Origin of the sequence: Lutibacter oceani (assembly GCF_003384935.1) — a bacterium.
Classification (GTDB): Bacteria; Bacteroidota; Bacteroidia; order Flavobacteriales; family Flavobacteriaceae; genus Lutibacter; species Lutibacter oceani.
Map to the genome: position 1 here is coordinate 691,406 of NZ_QTTQ01000011.1, position 19,805 is coordinate 711,210.

Consider the following 19,805-nt stretch of genomic DNA (forward strand, 5'->3'; position numbering starts at 1 on the left):
AACTAACCTACAAAGGCATTAAAATGAACAAAGTATTAAAAGAATTTAAACTTTCAACATGGTCAATTAATAATAAAATGACTGTGTTTGTAATTATAGGAATGATTTTTTTGGCAGGTATATTTTCATACCAAAGTATGCCAAGAGAGTCTTTTCCAGAAATAGTTGTACCACAAATTTATGTGGCAACTCCATATCCTGGAAACTCGGCACTTGATATTGAAAAACTGATTACACGTCCGTTAGAAAAAGAAATTAATGGTATTTCTGGAGTTGAAGAAATAATTTCAACTTCTATAGAAGGCTTTTCATCTATTCAAGTAGAATTTGATTTTAGCGTATCTCCAACAGAAGCTTTACGAAAAGTAAAAGATAAAGTTGATGCTGCAAAATCTGATAAAGATTTCCCTACAGATTTACCCGCTGATCCAACGGTTCAAGAAATGAATTTTGCCGAGTTAATTCCGATAATGAATATTAATTTATCGGGTGATTTCTCAATGGATCAGCTTAAAGAATATGGTGAATATTTAGAAGATGAAATTGAAAAAGTACCTGAAATTTCTAAAGTTGATATTCGTGGTATTCAAGATAAAGAAATTGAAATTAGTGTTGATTTATACAAAATGGAAATTTCTAAAATCAGCTTTAATGATATTGCAATGGCAATTCAAAATGAAAATATGACCATTTCTGGAGGTGATTTGTTAGAAAACGGTATTCGTAGAAATGTACGAATTATTGGAGAGTTTAAATCGGCTAAAGAGATTGAAGATATTATTGTAAAACAAGAAAACGAAGATATTGTTTACCTGCGAGATATTGCCAATGTAAGTTTTAGAGAACAAGAAAAACAAAGCTATGCTCGTGAGTTTTCTCAACCTGTAGTAATGCTAGATGTTACAAAACGTGGTGGTGAAAATTTAATAAATGCTTCAACTCAAATTGATAAAATAATTGCTGAAGCTCAAGAAAATTATTTTCCATCAAACTTATACATTTCAAAAACAAACGACCAAACAAACGACACCAAAACAATGGTTGCCGATTTGGAAAACAGCATTATTTTAGGAATTATTTTAGTTGTAGTGGTACTTTTATTTTTCCTTGGAATTAGAAATGCTTTGTTTGTAGGTATAGCAATTCCACTTTCCATGTTTATATCATTCATCATATTAAATGCATTAGGTGTTACTTTAAATACAATGGTATTATTTTCATTGGTTATAGCATTAGGTATGCTAGTTGACAATGGAATTGTAGTTGTTGAAAATGTGTATAGATTATTAGATGAAGGCTATTCCAATATTGATGCTGCAAAATATGGTGTTGGTGAAGTTGCAATGCCTATTATTGCTTCAACTGCAACAACTTTAGCTGCATTTTTACCAATAGCATTTTGGCCAGGAATGATGGGTGAATTTATGCGTTATTTACCAATAACATTAATTATTGTTTTATCTTCTTCATTATTTGTAGCATTAGTTATAAATCCAATGTTAACTTCAGTATACATGAAAATTAAAGAAAATGAAGTTAATTTTAAAAAGATTTTAATTTATAGTTCAATAATTTTTGCCATTGGAGTATTATTTATTATTTCAGGTTTAAGTACTGGATCGGGAGGATTAAATGCCTTAGGTTTACTATTAGTTTTAGCAGGTTTACTTAGAGTTGTAAATACAAAATTATTAACCCCTGGTACCGAATGGTTTCAGAATATTTTCTTACCAAGATTAGAAAATTTCTATGGAAGAACGCTGCAATACGTGCTTCAAGGGAGAAGACCTGGTATATTTTTTGTAGGAACTTTTGGTTTGTTAATTTTTGCAATTATGCTATTTATGGCTTTTCCACCTAAAGTATTATTTTTCCCGGAAACACCACCAAAACAAGTTTATGTTTATTTAGAATACCCTATTGGAACTGATATTGAAAAAACCAATCAATTATCTATTGAAGTAGAAAATAGAATACAAGAGTATTTAAAAAAATATGAAGTTAATGGAGAAAATAATCTTATTACATCTGTAATTGGTCAGGTTGGTGAAGGTACAAGCGATCCAAATCAAGGGCAACAAGGTGGAACAACTCCAAACAAAGCACGTATTACAGTTGACTTTGTTAAATTTATGGATAGAGGCGGTATAGCAACTGACGATGTTTTAATTGATATTAGAAATCTTTTACATGATTTTCCAGGTGTAAATATTACTGTTGACAGACCGGCAGATGGTCCTCCCACTGGAGCTCCAATTAATATTGAAGTTACAGGCGATGATTACGAACAGTTATTAGAAACTGCCGATAATTTAAGGCAATTTATAAATAATTCAAATATTTTAGGAATTGAAGACCTAAAACTTGATGTAGAGCAAGGAAAACCAGAAATGCCAATTATAATTGATCGTCAAAAAGCAAGAAGGCTTAATATTTCAACTGGTCAAATTGGTGACGCTTTAAGAACTTCATTATTTGGTAAAGAAGTATCAACTTTTAAAGATGGTGAAGATGATTATCCTATAAATATTCGTTTAATGGATAAATATCGCTATAATAAAGATCTGTTAGTAAATCAAAAAATTACCTTTAGAAATCAAAGTTCAGGGCAAATTGTTCAGGTACCAATTTCTTCAGTTGCACATGCTGAAACTTCTTCAACTTTTAGTGCCGTAAAACGTAAAGATATGAATAGGGTAATTACCATATTTTCTAATGTTTTGGAAAACTTCAACCCTACTGATGTAAACGACCAAATTAAAAATGCATTAAAAAGCTATCATTTACCAAAAAACATTTCAATTTCATTTACGGGTGAACAAGAATCTCAAGCTGAAGAAATGGCGTTTTTAAGTAAGGCTTTATTAATTGCTGTTTTCTTAATTTTCTTAATACTTGTTGGGCAATTTAACTCAACATCAACACCCGTTATTATTTCAATATCTGTGCTTTTAAGTTTAATTGGAGTACTTTTTGGTTTAATTATTTTTAGAATGGAATTTATTATTATGATGACCATGATTGGAATTATTTCATTAGCAGGTATTGTTGTAAATAACGCTATTGTATTAATTGATTATACCAACTTAATTATGAAGCGTAAAAGATTGGAACAAAACTTGGAAGAAGGAACATTAACTAAAGAGCTAATTTATGAAAGTATTGTTGAAGGTGGTAGAACTCGTTTAAGACCCGTATTATTAACAGCTATAACCACAATTTTAGGATTGCTTCCATTGGCCATTGGTATTAATATAAACTTCATGACTTTATTTACTGAATTTGACCCCCAATTTTATATTGGTGGTGAAAATGTTGTTTTCTGGGGACCAATGTCTTGGACTATTATTTTTGGGTTAACTTTTGCAACATTTTTAACCTTAATTATTGTACCTATAATGTATTCTATGTTAAACAATTTAAAGTTTAGGCTAAATAGAAAACAATAATTTTTTTTAAAAAGCGATTCAGTTAAATCGCTTTTTTTCTTTTATTTTGTATTGAATGAGAAATCAAAAAACATATACTGTTAATGAAGCTACAAAAATTTTAGAAAATTATTGTGCCTACCAGGAACGCTGCCATAAAGAAGTTGAGCAGAAACTGTATGATTTAAATATGATTTCTATTGCTAAAGAACAAATAATTTTACACTTACTTCAACATAATTTTTTAAATGAAGAGCGTTTTGCAAAAGCATTTGTTAGGGGTAAGTTTTCAATAAAAAAATGGGGAAAAGTTAAAATTATAAATGAACTAAAATTTAAAGGTATTTCAGCATATAATATTAATTCGGGTTTACAAGAAATTAACCAAGAAGATTATTTAAAAACAATACAAGTTGCTGCTGAAAAAAAATTAAACTTAATAAAAGAACCTACTAAATTTAAAAAGAGTACTAAACTAGCAACTTTCTTAATTTCAAAAGGTTTTGAATCTGAATTGGTTTATAAAATCATAAAAGATTTAATTTAAAAATTTACTCTTTTTAGAATATTAATTACTGATTTTAATCATTTCTTAAACATTACTATTTCTGTAAATTTGATTTATATTTTTAATCTAAAAACAAAAAAATATGAAAAATTTACTAGTTGCTTTAACGTTTATATTTTTCATCCCAACGTTATATTCTCAAAATACAAATTTGCCTAAAACTGAAGCAAAAGGCGATTTACAAGAGGTTACCTTATATTACGAAAATGGCGCTATTATGCAACATGGTTTTTACACCAAAGATGGCAAATTACATGCCTCCTGGGAAAGTTATAATTTAGATGGCTCTCGAAAATGTTATGCAACATATAACAAAGGCGTTAAAGTTGGAACATGGATTTATTGGACAGATACTAAAATTACCAAAATTGAATATGACAATAATAAAATTGTAAAAATTGAAGAGTCAACAATTACTGACAAACCTAAAAATAATTATTAATTTATTTTTTAAGCTTCTTTAAAAATATTGAATCGTATTTTTTATTTATATTTTTAACCTCCTCAATATGTATATTTGGTATAGTTAAGGAAAGTACATAATGCTCAATTTTCCAAGAATTATCTGTTTTCTTTAACACACCAGAACCTCTGCAAATCCCCATCCAAGTATCTAACAATTCATCAAACCAAGCTATTTTCCCACTAGCATCCAAATAAACATTTCGTTCTACAGACTTAAAACTCCAAGCTTTTCCCTTATCAAAATGAGGTTTGCTAAAACTTTTAAATGCCTCAATATTCCAGTTTTCACTTGCATCTGTTCCAATAAAAATACTTTCATTTGACATAGCATTAAAATATGCCTCAAAATTTGCTTCAGCAGCATTTTTATGCCAATTATTTAAAACAACATTAATTGCTTCCTTTTCAGTATCCTTATTTAATATAGTAACTTTTTTTGTTTCATTCTCACTGCAAGAAATTAAAACAAATAATAAAAACAAAAAGATAATATTTTTCATAGGTTACTGTTTTTTAGATGAAATTCTGGATGTTCTTTTGGATCTGGACTGATATGGAATTTTATTATAAGGTTTATCGATTTTAATTGGCTCTTCTGTATCAATTTCAAGAGTATTTTGAATATCTTCAGCTTTATATATCGTGTTTATTTTAGAATTCACTGCTGAATATAAATCAATAATTTTTTTAATTTCTTCCTTTACTTCATCTTTTGAAATAGATGGTATCGTTGCCATATCTGCCAATCTTAAAGTTTCATTATGTAACACGTTAAATCTAACAATTACATTCACTTCTTTCAATTGCTCAACTCTAATTGTATCAATCATGTTCTTCACTAAATCCGAAAGTTCTTTTGCATTATTTAACGCTTCCAAATTAGAAACATTATAATATTTAAGCATAAACTCATCTACATTTTGATATTCTTTCCAGTCTTTTAATCTGCGCTTAGCTTCAGGTATTAATGTTTCGCTAATATTATTAATAATTCTATCATCATCCACAACCAAAGTATCAACCACTTCAGAAACTTCAGTTGTTTTTTTACTCTTATTACAAGAAAAACTAATAAATATAATTATTAATAAAAAACCGTATAAATACTTCATTGTAAAACTTATTGATGCCAAAAATACTAATAAAATAACTGATATAAATAAAAATTATTATTTTCATAAAAAACAATTACCCCTAATTTGAATATTTTATTTCTGTATATTTGATAACATTAAAAATGATTTTAGTTTAAATGAATAAAAGAATTTTAATTATTGGGGCTTGCGGTCAAATTGGAACCGAATTAACCTTAAAATTACGTGAAATTAATGGCAAAAACGCTGTAATTGCATCTGATATTAGAGAAGGCAATAAAGAATTAATGAATTCTGGCCCTTTTGAATTTATAAATGCAATGGAATACGATTCTATTCTAAAAATAATAGACGATTTTAATATTACAGATGTGTATTTAATGGCTGCTATGCTCTCTGCAACTGGCGAAAAATTTCCAGCAAAAGCATGGGAACTTAATATGAATTCTTTATTCAATGTTTTGAATTTAGCAAAAGAAGGTAAAATTAAAAAGTTATTTTGGCCAAGTTCAATTGCTGTTTTTGGACCAACTACTCCAAAAGAAAATACGCCTCAGGAAACAATAATGGAACCTTCAACAGTTTACGGAATTAGTAAACAAGCAGGTGAACGCTGGTGTGAGTATTATTTTAACAAATTTGGTGTTGATGTTAGAAGTATTAGATATCCTGGTATTATAAGTTGGAAAACAAACCCCGGAGGTGGAACTACAGATTATGCTGTTGAAATTTATCACAATGCTTTATTAATAGGAAAATACAGTTCTTTTTTGAAAAAAGACACCAAATTACCTATGATGTATATGGATGATGCTATTGAAGCTACTATAAAAATTATGGATGCTGACGCTAAAGATATTAAAATAAGATCATCATACAACTTAGCAGCTATGAGTTTTACTCCTGAAGAAATTGCTAATGAAATTAAAAAAATTGTTCCAGAATTTAAAATATCTTACCATTCAGATTTTAGACAAAATATAGCAGATAGCTGGCCTAAAAGTATTGACGATTCAAGAGCAAGACAAGATTGGGGCTGGGAACACAAATTTGATATTAAAAAAATGTCGGAAAGTATGCTTAATAGTCTGCATACAAAATATGATGTACTTTAATTTATACCATATTATATAAAAAGAGGCTGGTTAAAAAGTTTTTAACCAGCCTCTTTTTTATTATTTTAATACTTTAATTCTTCAACCTCCTCAAATGGAGAAAGTTTTAAATTTTCAACTGAAGCTTTATAAGCTACCCAATCCTTTTTATAAAATGCATTTATTTTTTCAATTACTGCGCTTACTTTTTCATCTGCATTTTTCATTAAGGTAGTTTCCGTTTTTCCTAGATTTTGTAATAAGGAATTTACATACCTACTTGCAGTATATAAATAAGAAACTGTGCTTGGGAATTCTGTATCAGTAATTCCTTGTCGCTTATCTTCTTTTCCAAGCATATCGTCAAGTAAGCCATCAATAGTTTTTATAACTTCCTTATGAGACTTTAAAATAGCTTCGTATTTATCTTTTTTCTTTTGAGCTTTTATACGTTTTTGGTAATCTTCAACAATTTCTTTAGACGCTAATAAGTGTTGAGTTGCTTTTCCTGCAACATCCATTTTGTCTTCAAGTTGTTTTAATAAATCATATTTATTTTTCAACACTTCAAAAGGCATTTCAACTCTTGGATCGTATGCAACTGTAATTGTTTCTTCTTTAGTTTGATTTCCAAAATGAAGTTTAATTTTATAAGTTCCTGGTAAAACAGTTACTCCACGAGGTTCAGGAGCATTTTCACGTGCCTTTCTTCTTGAGGGTCTTTGTTTTCCTTTTTCACGCATTTGCCAATAAATTCTTTGAACTCCATTTTCTTTTGGAGCTTTTTGTTTTATTGTACGTATTAATTCGTTTTTATCATTAAAAACTTCAAAAATAATAGAGTCGTATTTAACCGCTGGTTTTTCTTCCTTAGCTTCTACAATTTTGGCTTGTTTTTTTGAATTCTTTTTCTTTTTATCTTCTTTTATTTCAACTTTTTTATCTTCTGGTCTATTAATACTATAAGTTATCATAGCTCCACCTGGTCTGTTATCACCATTAAAAATAGCATTTGCACCAAATCTAGTTCCCGAAGGTTGTTGGGTTTGTGTAATAAATGCTGAAGGTGGCGTAAATAAATACAAGGTTTCATCTAAAACTTGTTTACCTTCTTTTGCCATAGCTCTAAATGGTCTAATATCATCTAAAACATAAGCAGCTCTACCAAATGTACCGATAACTAAATCGTGTTCACGAGGATGAATTGCTAAATCTATAGTTGAAACATTTGGATAGTTATTCGTCCATTTTGTCCAATTTTTACCTTCATCAATACTAATGTATAAACCATATTCTGTTCCTAAAAACAATAAATTAGGTTGTTCTAAATCTTGAATTACACTAAGTGTATATCCAAAAGTTTCATCTTTTCCATCTAAAATATTTTCCCAAGTTTTTCCGAAATCACGCGTTCTAAATAAATAAGGTGTAAAATCGAATTGCCTGTAATTATTAACAATAACATAGGCTTCGGCTTTGTTAAATTTTGAAGCTCTTATTTGAGGAATCCAAGCTTCAGAAGGCATTTCTTTAATGTTTTGAGAAACATTTGTCCACGTTTTCCCTCCATCTTGTGTTAATTGAACATTTCCATCATCAGTTCCAACCCAAAGTATATTTTCATCAAAAGTACTTGGTTCAATAGCTAAAATGGTACAATGGTTTTCTGCACCAGTTGCATCCATTGTAATTCCACCACTTTCGTGTTGTTTTTGTTTATCAGGATTGTTTGTTGTTAAATCTGGCGAAATAATATCCCAAGTATGCCCTTTATCTTTTGATTGATGAACAAACTGACTTCCAAAATAAATAGTTTCTTCATCAATAGGATTCATTGAAATAGCAGAATTCCAGTTAAATCTCAATTTTACATCAGCATTCGGATGTGTTGGTCTAATCATTTTAGCATTTCCAGTTACTCTATCATACCTTCCAACATTTCCTTGTTGCGACATTCCATATCCATATCTTGAGTTTTTAGGATCAGGAACCACATCAAAACCATCACCAAACATCAATTCTTGCCAATAAGAATTTCTAATACCCTGATCTTTTAATACATATGCCGGTCCAGCCCAAGAACCATTATCTTGCATTCCTCCATATACATTATAAGGATATTCATTATCTACATTTATATGATAAAATTGAGCCACAGGAATATTTTCTGCAAAACGCCAAGTTTTTCCTCTATCTCTGGTAATATTTAAGCCTCCATCGTTTCCATCTATCATATAATTTGGATCTTCTGGGTGAATCCACCAAGCGTGATGATCAGGATGTACCCCTACTGAAGTTCCATAAGCTGGCATTAATTGACTAAAAGATTTTCCACCATCTTCACTTACATTAATATAGGTAAATACAGAATAAATACGATTTTCATTTTTTGGATCCACATGAATATCTGAATAATAAAATGGTCTATTTCCAATACCTCCCGGTCCTCTTCCGCTTGATTTATCATTTACCATTTTCCACTTAATACCACCATCCTCAGATTTGTAAAGTGCATTTTTTTTTGCTTCAACCAAAGCATATACAAATTTTGGATTACTCGGTGCAATTGCTAAGCCCATTCTACCTAAATTTCCTTTTGGCAAACCATCTTCATCACTTAATTTTTTCCAATTATCACCACCATCATAGGTTATATACATTCCAGACCCTTCACCACCTGAATTAAAAGTCCAAGGTTTGCGTCTATGTTCCCACATTGCAGCAATTAATTTATTTGGATTGGTTGGGTCAACAACTAAATCAGCACAGCCGGTTTTATTATTTACAAATAATGATTTAGACCATGTTTTACCACCATCAGTAGTTTTAAATACACCACGCTCTGGGTGTTCTCCCCAAGGAGATCCAATTGCACCAACATATACCGTATTCGGATTGTCTTTATCAATAATAATTCTATGAATATTTCTGGTTTTTTCTAAACCTACTAATTTCCATGTTTTACCTGCATCTAAACTTTTATACAAACCATAACCACCCGTTAAGCTGTTTCTAGGGTTACCTTCTCCCGTACCTGCCCAAATAACATCAGGATTGCTTTGTTGAATAGCTACTGCACCTATAGACATTGCAGTTTGTTCATCAAAAATTGGAGTCCAATCTATACCACCACTTTCAGATTTCCATAAACCACCCGATGCGGTTCCTGCATAAATAATTTCTGGGTTATTTGTTACAACATCAATGGTTGTTACTCTTCCACTCATTCCTGCAGGCCCAATAGATCTGGTTTTTATTTCCTTTAATTTACTAAAATCAATTTGCTGAGCTGTTAGTGAAATTGAAAGCATTAATAACAATAGTGATAGTTTTTTCATGGTTGATTATTTTTCAAATTATTTAGATTTACTAATTTATACTATTTTTATAAAGTATTAAAAAAAATTCTTTTTATAATGATTCTAAATAAACAATAAGGTCATTTTATCTTTTAATACAAAAAATGAAAATGTTATCTTTGTTTCTTTAAAAAAAATATTTGAAATGAGCGGATTTTTATCTTCATCAATTGCAAGGAAAGTAGCTATGTCTTTATCAGCACTATTCCTTATTATTTTCTTAGTTATTCATTTAGCAGTTAATTTAACCTCATTATTTAGTGAAGACGTTTTTAACGAAATGTCTCATTTTATGGGAACCAATCCTTTAATCCAATTTGCAATGCAGCCAGTTTTAATATTTGGAGTTGTATTTCATTTTGTTATGGGATTTATTTTAGAGTTAAGGAATAAAAAAGCAAGAAATGTTAAGTATGCTAAGTTTAATGGTGCAGCAAGTGCTTCTTGGATGTCAAGAAACATGGTTGTAAGTGGAGCTGTTATTTTAGCGTTTATTGTTTTACACTTTATTGATTTTTGGATTCCAGAAATTAACACTAAATATATCTTGGGAGATATGAGTGGTGTTTTACCAGGAGAAGAAGGCTATCGATATTTTGAAGAATTACAACACAAATTTGTAAACCCTTTAAGAGTTGGTGCTTATGTAGTTGCCTTTATATTATTAGGCTTGCATTTAGCACATGGTTTTCAATCAGCATTCCAATCAATTGGTTTTAATAATAAATACACAAAATGTGTAAAAAATCTTGGAACTATTTATTCAATAGTAATTCCTTTAGGTTTTATTATCATAGCATTGTGTCATCATTTTAACCATTAATCTAGAACATATGACTACTTTAAATTCAAGAGTACCAGAAGGTCCAATAAAAGATAAATGGACAATTTATAAAGATAAAATTAACTTAGTAAACCCTGCAAATAAACGTAATATTGATATTATTGTAGTTGGAACAGGTTTAGCTGGTGGTTCTGCCGCGGCTACTTTGGCTGAGTTAGGATATAATGTAAAAGCATTTGCGTACCAAGATTCTCCACGCAGAGCACATTCAATTGCTGCCCAAGGAGGAATTAATGCCGCAAAAAATTATATGGGTGATGGAGATTCTAACTATCGCTTATTTTATGATACTGTAAAAGGTGGAGATTATAGATCTCGTGAAGCTAATGTACATCGTTTAGCGGAAGTTTCAGGAGCAATTATAGACCAATGTGTTGCTCAAGGTGTTCCTTTTGCACGTGATTATGGTGGATTACTTGATAATCGTTCATTTGGTGGAGTATTAGTTTCAAGAACTTTTTACGCCAAAGGTCAAACAGGTCAACAATTGTTATTAGGAGCGTATTCTGCAATGAACCGTCAAATTGCTCGTGGTAAAATTGAAATGTTTAACCGCCACGAAATGTTAGACGTTGTAAAAATTGATGGAAAAGCTAGAGGTATTATTGCACGTAATTTAATTACTGGTGAAATTGAGCGTCATTCAGCTCACGCCGTTGTTATTGCAACAGGTGGTTATGGAAATGTGTATTTCTTATCTACCAATGCAATGGGATCCAATGCAACTGCTGCCTGGAAAATTCATAAAAAAGGAGCTTTCTTTGCAAATCCTTGTTTTACACAAATTCACCCAACGTGTATTCCACGTTCAGGAGATTACCAATCTAAATTAACGTTAATGTCTGAATCATTACGTAATGATGGTAGAATTTGGGTTCCTGCAAAAATTGAAGATGCAAAAGCAATTCAACAAGGTAAATTAAAACCAACCGCTATTGCTGAAGCAGATAGAGATTATTATTTAGAAAGAAGATATCCTGCATTTGGTAACTTAGTTCCACGTGATGTAGCTTCAAGAGCTGCAAAAGAACGTTGCGATGCTGGTTATGGTGTAAATGCAACAGGAGAGGCTGTGTATTTAGATTTTGCTGCTGCTATTTTTAGATATGGTAGTGAAAAAGCAAAAGTGCAAGGTTTACATAATCCTTCAAAAGAAGAAATTACAAAATTAGGTGAAACTGTAATTGAAGAGAAATACGGAAACTTATTTCAAATGTATGAGAAAATTGTAGATGAAAATCCATACAAAACACCAATGATGATTTATCCTGCAACACACTATACAATGGGTGGAGTTTGGGTTGATTATAATTTAATGACAACTGTCCCTGGATTGTATTGCATTGGTGAAGCTAACTTTTCTGACCACGGTGCTAACCGTTTAGGAGCTTCTGCATTAATGCAAGGTTTGGCTGATGGTTATTTTGTTTTACCTTATACAATTGGTGATTATTTAGCTGATGATATTAGAACAGGAAAAATTCCAACGGATGCTCCTGAGTTTGATGAAGTTGAAAAATCGGTTAAAGATCAGTTAGAATTCTTTATCAATAACAATGGGTCACATTCTGTAGATTATTTCCACAAAAAACTAGGCTTGGTTATGTGGAATAAAGTTGGAATGGCTCGTAATGAAAAAGGATTAAAAGAAGCCATTAAAGAAATTCAAGAAATTCGCAAAGATTTCTGGAAAAACGTAAAAGTACCGGGAAGTTTAAATGAATTAAATCCTGAATTAGAAAAAGCTGGAAGAGTAGCTGATTTCTTAGAATTAGGTGAATTATTCGCTAAGGATGCTTTAGAGCGTGAAGAATCTTGTGGAGGTCACTTTAGAGAAGAACATGTTACTGAAGATGGTGAAGCAAAACGTGATGATAAAAACTTTGCATATGTTGCAGCCTGGGAATATACAGGTAAGCCAAGCGAAGCAGTTTTACATAAAGAACAATTAGAATTTAAAGATATCGAATTAAAAACTCGTTCATATAAATAAAATAGACATTATGAATTTAACGTTAAAAATTTGGAGACAAAAAGGACCTCAAGATAAAGGTCAAATGGTCGAATATAAAGTTACCGATATTTCAGAACACATGTCGTTTTTAGAAATGATGGACGTTTTAAATGAAAGTTTGGTAGCAAAAGATGAAGTTCCAATTGCATTTGATCACGATTGTAGAGAAGGTATTTGTGGTATGTGTTCATTACATATTAATGGTGAGCCACACGGACCAGACAGAGGGATTACTACATGTCAGTTACATATGCGTACTTTTAAAGATGGCGATACTATTTACATTGAGCCTTGGAGAGCAAAAGCATTTCCTGTAATTAAAGATTTAATTGTAGATCGTATGGCTTTTGAGCGCATTCAACAAGCGGGAGGTTATATTTCAGTAAATACTTCAGGAAATACACAAGATGCAAATGCTATTCCTATTTCTAAACATAATGCAGATTTATCTATGGATGCTGCTGCGTGTATTGGTTGTGGGGCTTGTGTTGCAAGTTGTAAAAACTCAAGTGCTATGCTATTTGTTTCAGCAAAAGTATCTCAGTTTGCATTGTTACCACAAGGTAAAATTGAAGCTGCTGATCGTGTAAGAAATATGGTAAAACAAATGGATGAAGAAGGTTTTGGTAACTGTACCAACACTGGTGCTTGTGAGGTAGAATGTCCGAAAGGAATTTCATTAGAAAACATTGCACGTATGAATCGTGAATATTTAAAAGCAAGTATTATTTAGATTTAATATAAATCCAATAAAAAAGCCTATTTCTTAATTGAAATAGGCTTTTTTATTGGAATAGAATCAATAGTTTTGTATAAAATTAAAAAGCTATGAAAAATTATTATTTAAGAATTCCTATTTTATTTATTATTACTATTTTATCATCTTGTTCTGATAGTGACGGAACGGAAAATCCCGAAAACAAAAAAGAATTTTTAATTACACAAGTATCATTTGTAGATGATACTGAAATTGATTTTGATGGTGTTGGGAATATTTGGGATTATGAATATGATGAAAATCAAAAACTTATCCGTGTAACTCAATATAACCCTCGTGATACCTATTATATGATAGAAAATAATCTCATTTATGATTCAAATGGGATGCTTGAAAGAATTAAAGTAGTCAAAAATACTCCTCAACATCAAGATGAATATCTTATTTCATATGAAGAAGGTAAGGTTTCACTTTATAACTTTGGAGCCGATATTAAAAACTATTATTACAATTCGGATAGAATTATCACTAAAACGGAAAATGTTTTTACAGGATCTAATACGAATTTTAAAATCTATTCTCATAACGATAATAATCAATTAAATAAAATTGAATACGGTACTGATGGAGTTACGCATTCTACAAGAGTGTTTATGGATTTTGACACGGGTAAGCCTTTTCAATTTCATTACCTCTTCCCAACAGAAGATTTTATAATTATGTATGCATACAATTTAAAATTTAATGGATTGGGAAAACCATTTTCTTGGGATTATGGTTATTTTGAATATGATGTTGATATCAATGGTAATGTTAGTGAATTAAAAAGCTTCTCTGATGTTGACAATATCACTGAATATAATGGAGGTTATAGATTTAAATATGTAGAAAAATAATATAGACTATGAAAAAATTAAAATTTTGTTTTAGTTTATTCTTAATATTGATTTTATTTTCATGCTCAATAAATAAGGAGGATTTAATAGAAACTAAATATTTAATTACTGAAATTAATCATCATGATGGAGTTACAGGTGATATCAATTATGTTAGTCAAATTGAATATGACTCTGAAGGTAAATTGTTTTTAATTAAAAGTTTTACAAAATATAATATAAGTGATATTAGCAGGACATTATTTAAATATAATGATTTAGATGAACTTACTTCAATTAGAAAAGAAAGCGGAGGGAACTTTTATGAGTTAGAAGTGATTCTGGAAGAAGGGAAAATAACTATTAAAGGCTGGGATCAACCTTATAAAATAGTGTATCATTATAATGAAGCTAGAATGATAACTTCAAAAGAAGTTTGGTATAATATTTCTAGCCCAAATACTTTTAATTTCACTTACAACAATGAAAAACAGCTGGTTGAAATCTATAAAAAAATAGGTAGTCTAACTCCAGAAATCATTACATTTAATAATTATATTGCTTCAAATCCATTTCCATTTTCTGTTTATATAGGCACTTTTGGAGATCTTGAGTTGATACTATCACATGCTTTTAATATTAAATTTGGAAATAATGGTGTTCCTACAACTTCAATCGGAAATCCCGACTTTGAAAATTTTGAATATGACTTTGATAATCATAAAAATATAGTTAAAATGAAACTAAATACTAATAACATATTCTCTTTTAAATATAAAAGGGAATTAATTTATTAAGTATATTTCATAGTGTGTTTCACTTTTTTGTAATACTAGATGTTATAAATGGAAGTTTCGTGGCTAGCAGAGTTTCATTAGAAAACATTGCACGTATGAACCGTGAATATTTAAAAGCAAGTATTATTTAGATTTAAAAACTAGTATAAATTCAATAAAAAAAAGCCTATTTCACTTCTGGAACAGGCTTTTTTTTAACAATATTATTTCAAAATTAAAAGTCAAAATACCAATTAAAAACATCGGTTTTTAAACCAAATGAAATCCAGGTAGTATTAGATTTATTAAAAGTTGTTGATGGATTTACTGGTTCAAAATTTCTAAAAGTAATACCTCCAAACAGTTTTAAATTAGTAGCAGCATTAACCAAATATCCAACTTGTAAATCAGCTATGGCAATTGAAGCCTCATTTCCTTGGCCAATTTTATTCCCATATTCTGAAAATCTTTCATCGTTATCTCTATAAATATCTCCACCATAACTAAAGTTATCAGCTGTTGTATTATAGTCAAAACCTTTTTTCCCAATTACTATTTTAGAATTTGCAAACCATCTGTCTTTTGTATACCTGGCTATAAAAATAGTTTCATTAAAATTAGAACCCCATAAATGAGCCAATGGCTGATTATTATGTCCAAAATTATAATTTAATTCATCATGTGAATATGTATAAGGTTTCACAGCATTGTGTTCAATCTGTAAAAATAAATTTTCAATTTTAAAAGCATTGTAAAACTTAGCTCCTATTTGAATTCCATTTTTATTTCCCCACCAACCATCTGAACTTGTAATTTCCGAAAGCCTAAATTCATCTATTAATAATTGAGAATATAATGCTATATTTTTGTGCTTATATTTTAAGCTTAATCCTAATAATGTATTTCCCGCTCTAGAACCTGATCCAAATTCTGCTGCCGTATAAAAAATTAATGGATTTAAATAATTTACGTCAAAACCTCTATCATTTGAATTATCCCAAATAACTGTTTCAAAAAAACCCAAATTTATTTTTTTGGAAACATTCCAACTTAAATAATGAATAGCCACAAACTTCTTCTTGTAAGCACCATCTACAGTTAATTCGGGTCTTACATCTTGCATAGACATAAAAAGATTTGTGTATTTAATTTTCCAAAAACTAGTATTTATTTTAAAATATGGATAGGGAGAAGCTACATCTGATAAAAATAAGGAACGATAACCATCACCAATAAAATTTTTACCATTTCCAAATTGAAAATTAAAATGTTTACTTGGCGTATAAGATAAATAAGCTTCCGCAACAGGGTAATCATAAGCATCCGTTTTAAACCTCTTTGCAATTCCTCTACCTGGAATAATTGCAGGATTTCCGCCATCAGGTTTAATTGATTCTGCAAATTCATTAAAATAATTAGCAAAACGACCTTGACTTTCGTAAAAACTTGTTGAAAAATTAAGGTTTTTTCCAAGTCCTCCATTTATTTGAACACCTCTTGTATTATTAAAGGTATTTATATCATCACTATCTCTTCCTACTTGCAAATCAACAATTGGATCTACTGTAAACCAAAAATCCTTCCCTTTTACATTTGCCATATGTTCATTTAATAACTTCCTGCCAAACCAAGTAGTTTTTGGTTTTAGTAATGTACTTTTTTGAATATCTAAATTTAGATATTTATCAACTTCAGTGTAAACATAGGGTTTCATTGAAGTATGTGAATTTTCAGCTTTATTTAAATAATAATCAAAAATATTATATTCAGCAATTGTATAAGGAATATTCAAAGCGCTTTTATGTTCAGGAAATAAACTTTTTTCAGAAGAAATTAGTAGTTTTTCTTCTTTTTTTATAGTTGCAAATTTCTCTATTTCTTTTGCCTCCTGTAAAACCATTTCTTGAAATTGTTCATTATTTTCCAAAGGAATAGCAATTGGAAATACAAACTGCATTTCAATATTATGATTGTTGAATTTTGCAGGAGTAATAATTGGAAACTTTTTAAAAACACGTTCTACTTCAGCCTTAAGTTCTTTATAAGGTGAATTAACATAAAGTACTTTAAAATTTCCTGAAACATCTACTAAAAAAACAACATTAATAGATCCTTTAAAATTTTCTTGAATAACATTTTCTGGTATTTTAAAATCTTTTAATACCGCTTCCTTAACTTGATTTTTAAAGCAGGAAGGTAAATTTGAAACTGGTTCCAACTCACATGCTGTAAAAACTGGATATTTTTCAGTTTGAGAAAACCCAACAATTGAAAATAAAAGAAATAGGAAACTTAAAAGTATTTTTTTCATTGTATCCAAATTATGTTATTTTTTCAACTTTATTATTTTCTAATTTGTATTTTTCTCCACTCTCTATACAAGTTGCAAAACCTTGTTCATTAAACTCCAATCTATGCCCATATTCACTAATCCAACCTATTTGCTTAGATGGATTTCCAACCACTAATGCATACGGTAATACTTCTTTAGTAACTACTGCTCCTGCACCAATAAAAGCATATTCTCCTATATTATTTCCGCAAACAATAGTTGCATTTGCACCTATACTTGCTCCTTTTTTAACCAAAGTTTTTTGGTATTCACCTCTTCTAACAATTGCACTTCTTGGATTTATTACATTGGTAAAAACCATTGATGGACCTAAAAAAACATCATCTTCACAAATTACACCTGAATATATTGACACATTATTTTGAACCTTTACATTTTCACCTAAAACAACATTTGGCGAAACCACAACATTTTGACCTAAATTACAATTTTTTCCAATTTTTGAATTTGACATAATATGACTAAAATGCCAAATTTTTGTACCAGCCCCTATCTCACAACCCTCATCAATAACCGCCGTTTCATGTGCAAAATAATCATTCATATTAATATCCTTCTTGTGAGTTTTTACCTTCTGTTATAGCTTTTGCAGAAGAAGTTCCAATTCTACTTACACCCATTTCAACCATTTTTACAGCATCTTCATAATTTCTAACCCCACCTGCTGCTTTTGCCGGCAGTGGTTTTGCATTTTCAACAATAAGTTCCATTGCTTCAAAAGTAGCTCCATTTGGTTTACCTCCTTCTGTTTTAAAAAAACCTGTTGATGATTTTACAAAAACTTTTGAAGCATTTTCTTCTCCAAAATTATCTAAAACAACATCCCTTATTAATTGTGTTAAAGCAATAATTTCTTCATTTGTTAAGGCTGCAATTTCTATAATCCATTTTGCAACTTTGTTATTATCCAAAGCCAACTTAGTTCCTTTATAAACTTCTGCTTTCACTAAATTTATTTTACCTTCCTTAAAGGCTTCATAATTTACTACATAATCTAACTCATCTACATCATCATTTATTGCTTGTTGTGCTTCAGCTAATTTATCAATTGTACTATAAGTACCTTCATGAAACCCTATTACAGTTCCAATTAACACATTTGAATTTGCCTCTTTTACCATTTTTCTGGCCATTGCAACAAATTTTGGACGAATCATAGCCAATTTAAAATTGTTTTCAATTGCTTCAGCTACCAAATCAATTACATTTTGTTCGGTTTCCTTTTCTGAAATATTTGCTTGTATTGCAGTTTTTAAATATGTGGAGTCTAAATATTGATTAATATCCATTTTCTTATTAATTATACTTGGTTGATAAATTACATAACAAATATAGTTTTTTAAAAAGCATAGTCTATAAAAAAATCCCGCAATAGCGGGATTTTAAATCTTCTTTTATCAAATTTATTGAATTTTAAAAACTATTGGCAATCCATAACTTACAGATACTGGCCTACCTCTTTGTTTTCCTGGAGTCATTTCAGGTAATAAACTTACAACTCTTATTGCTTCATCGTGCAATTTTTTGTGAGGTGCTCTTGCTGCTATATTTGTAATTTTACCATCTTTATCAATTTTAAACATTACAAATATTCTTTGAATACTTCCTGTTGGCAAACCTAAGTCTGATGCAAGTTCAGCATTAAATTTTTTTAGTACAAACTTTGAAATTTCATTTGAAAAACAATTTCTAAGTGCTTCTTTATTTCCTTTACAACCCGGAAATATTGGCACTTCTTCAATAATTACAAATGGAACATCTTCCTCAACAACCTCTTCTTCTTCAACAGAAACTATTTCTTTATCCAAATCAACAATAATTGCTTCAGATTCGTCTGTTTCTGTACTTTCAATTACGGTTTCTTGTATATCAATTTCATCTTCAACTTTTACTATTTTATCCGGAATAACAGTAGTTGGTGGAGGTGTAGCTTCTACCTCAATAGGTTTAATTTCAATTAAATCCTCAGAATCTTCTTCATTTAAAATTATTGCCGATAGTTCCTCTACTGGGCGTGGATATGATTTCATCTGAATAAATTCAAATACTATAAAAAGTGCTAAAACTAACCCTAACTGTATTAATATTTTACTGTAATTTTCAAGAATGGCATCTGGATATTTTTTTATTTCCATAGCTACCTAATTTAAGTGAAACAAAAAAAATTAAACTGTTACAACAGCCATATTTATAATGGTAGAAACTTCAGAATATTAG

Annotated in this window: 16 protein-coding genes; 9 read left to right on the forward strand and 7 right to left on the reverse strand. The window is 29.9% G+C overall.

The genetic code is table 11. The annotated features are described in order from the left end of the window. The first annotated feature begins 23 nt into the window (after window positions 1–23). The 3 genes from BX611_RS12305 to BX611_RS12315 all read left to right on the forward strand — a co-directional run bounded on the left by BX611_RS12305 (window position 24) and on the right by BX611_RS12315 (window position 4,438). Window positions 24–3,449, forward strand: a complete 3,426-nt coding sequence (locus BX611_RS12305; RefSeq protein ID WP_115881682.1) for an efflux RND transporter permease subunit — start codon at window positions 24–26, stop codon at window positions 3,447–3,449. Between the two features lie 55 nt (window positions 3,450–3,504). Further along, on the forward strand, window positions 3,505–3,975 hold the full coding sequence (locus tag BX611_RS12310) for a regulatory protein RecX (protein WP_115881684.1): 471 nt from the start codon (window positions 3,505–3,507) through the stop codon (window positions 3,973–3,975). A gap of 103 nt (window positions 3,976–4,078) precedes the next feature. Next, window positions 4,079–4,438 (forward strand): toxin-antitoxin system YwqK family antitoxin, encoded by a 360-nt coding sequence (locus tag BX611_RS12315; RefSeq protein WP_115881686.1) that lies wholly within the window; start codon window positions 4,079–4,081, stop codon window positions 4,436–4,438. A 1-nt stretch (window position 4,439) separates the two neighbouring features. Here BX611_RS12315 and BX611_RS12320 read toward each other — a convergent pair whose 3' ends face one another. Both BX611_RS12320 and BX611_RS12325 read right to left on the reverse strand, forming a co-directional pair. Further along, entirely contained in the window at window positions 4,440–4,961 is a 522-nt protein-coding gene (locus BX611_RS12320; protein ID WP_115881688.1) for a nuclear transport factor 2 family protein, read from the reverse strand. A 3-nt stretch (window positions 4,962–4,964) separates the two neighbouring features. After that, window positions 4,965–5,573: a hypothetical protein gene (locus tag BX611_RS12325; RefSeq protein ID WP_115881690.1), complete on the reverse strand. Its 609-nt coding sequence runs from the start codon at window positions 5,571–5,573 to the stop codon at window positions 4,965–4,967. 140 nt (window positions 5,574–5,713) lie between these two features. Here BX611_RS12325 and BX611_RS12330 point away from each other — a divergent pair, with 140 nt between their 5' ends. Next, on the forward strand, window positions 5,714–6,670 hold the full coding sequence (locus BX611_RS12330; protein WP_115881692.1) for an NAD-dependent epimerase/dehydratase family protein: 957 nt from the start codon (window positions 5,714–5,716) through the stop codon (window positions 6,668–6,670). A gap of 65 nt (window positions 6,671–6,735) precedes the next feature. On the opposite strand, the gene BX611_RS12335 is transcribed toward BX611_RS12330, so the two are convergent. Continuing rightward, complete coding sequence (locus BX611_RS12335; RefSeq protein ID WP_115881694.1) at window positions 6,736–9,987, reverse strand: WD40/YVTN/BNR-like repeat-containing protein; 3,252 nt, start codon at window positions 9,985–9,987, stop codon at window positions 6,736–6,738. Between the two features lie 166 nt (window positions 9,988–10,153). Between BX611_RS12335 and BX611_RS12340 the strand changes: the two genes are divergently transcribed. The 5 genes from BX611_RS12340 to BX611_RS12360 all read left to right on the forward strand — a co-directional run bounded on the left by BX611_RS12340 (window position 10,154) and on the right by BX611_RS12360 (window position 15,256). Then, a complete protein-coding gene (locus BX611_RS12340; RefSeq protein ID WP_115881696.1) occupies window positions 10,154–10,831 on the forward strand; it encodes a succinate dehydrogenase cytochrome b subunit in 678 nt (225 codons plus the stop codon). Between the two features lie 10 nt (window positions 10,832–10,841). Continuing rightward, window positions 10,842–12,845, forward strand: a complete 2,004-nt coding sequence (locus BX611_RS12345; protein ID WP_115881698.1) for a fumarate reductase/succinate dehydrogenase flavoprotein subunit — start codon at window positions 10,842–10,844, stop codon at window positions 12,843–12,845. A gap of 10 nt (window positions 12,846–12,855) precedes the next feature. Continuing rightward, window positions 12,856–13,599: a succinate dehydrogenase/fumarate reductase iron-sulfur subunit gene (locus BX611_RS12350; RefSeq protein ID WP_394340456.1), complete on the forward strand. Its 744-nt coding sequence runs from the start codon at window positions 12,856–12,858 to the stop codon at window positions 13,597–13,599. Window positions 13,600–13,694: 95 nt separating this feature from the next. Beyond that, window positions 13,695–14,480, forward strand: a complete 786-nt coding sequence (locus BX611_RS12355; protein ID WP_115881702.1) for a hypothetical protein — start codon at window positions 13,695–13,697, stop codon at window positions 14,478–14,480. An 8-nt stretch (window positions 14,481–14,488) separates the two neighbouring features. Next, entirely contained in the window at window positions 14,489–15,256 is a 768-nt protein-coding gene (locus BX611_RS12360; RefSeq protein ID WP_115881704.1) for a hypothetical protein, read from the forward strand. A gap of 214 nt (window positions 15,257–15,470) precedes the next feature. Here BX611_RS12360 and BX611_RS12365 read toward each other — a convergent pair whose 3' ends face one another. From BX611_RS12365 to BX611_RS12380, 4 genes are all read right to left on the reverse strand, one after another. Further along, the gene (locus BX611_RS12365; protein WP_115881706.1) at window positions 15,471–17,546 is read right to left on the reverse strand and encodes a gliding motility protein RemB; all 2,076 of its coding nucleotides are present in this window, start codon (window positions 17,544–17,546) and stop codon (window positions 15,471–15,473) included. A gap of 10 nt (window positions 17,547–17,556) precedes the next feature. Further along, window positions 17,557–18,132 carry an acyltransferase gene (locus BX611_RS12370; protein ID WP_115881708.1) on the reverse strand — a complete coding sequence of 192 codons (576 nt, stop codon included), beginning with the start codon at window positions 18,130–18,132 and terminating at the stop codon, window positions 17,557–17,559. 1 nt (window position 18,133) lies between these two features. Then, the gene (gene deoC / locus BX611_RS12375) at window positions 18,134–18,877 is read right to left on the reverse strand and encodes a deoxyribose-phosphate aldolase (protein WP_115881710.1); all 744 of its coding nucleotides are present in this window, start codon (window positions 18,875–18,877) and stop codon (window positions 18,134–18,136) included. Between the two features lie 114 nt (window positions 18,878–18,991). After that, window positions 18,992–19,723 (reverse strand): energy transducer TonB, encoded by a 732-nt coding sequence (locus BX611_RS12380; RefSeq protein WP_115881712.1) that lies wholly within the window; start codon window positions 19,721–19,723, stop codon window positions 18,992–18,994. Window positions 19,724–19,805: the final 82 nt, after the last annotated feature.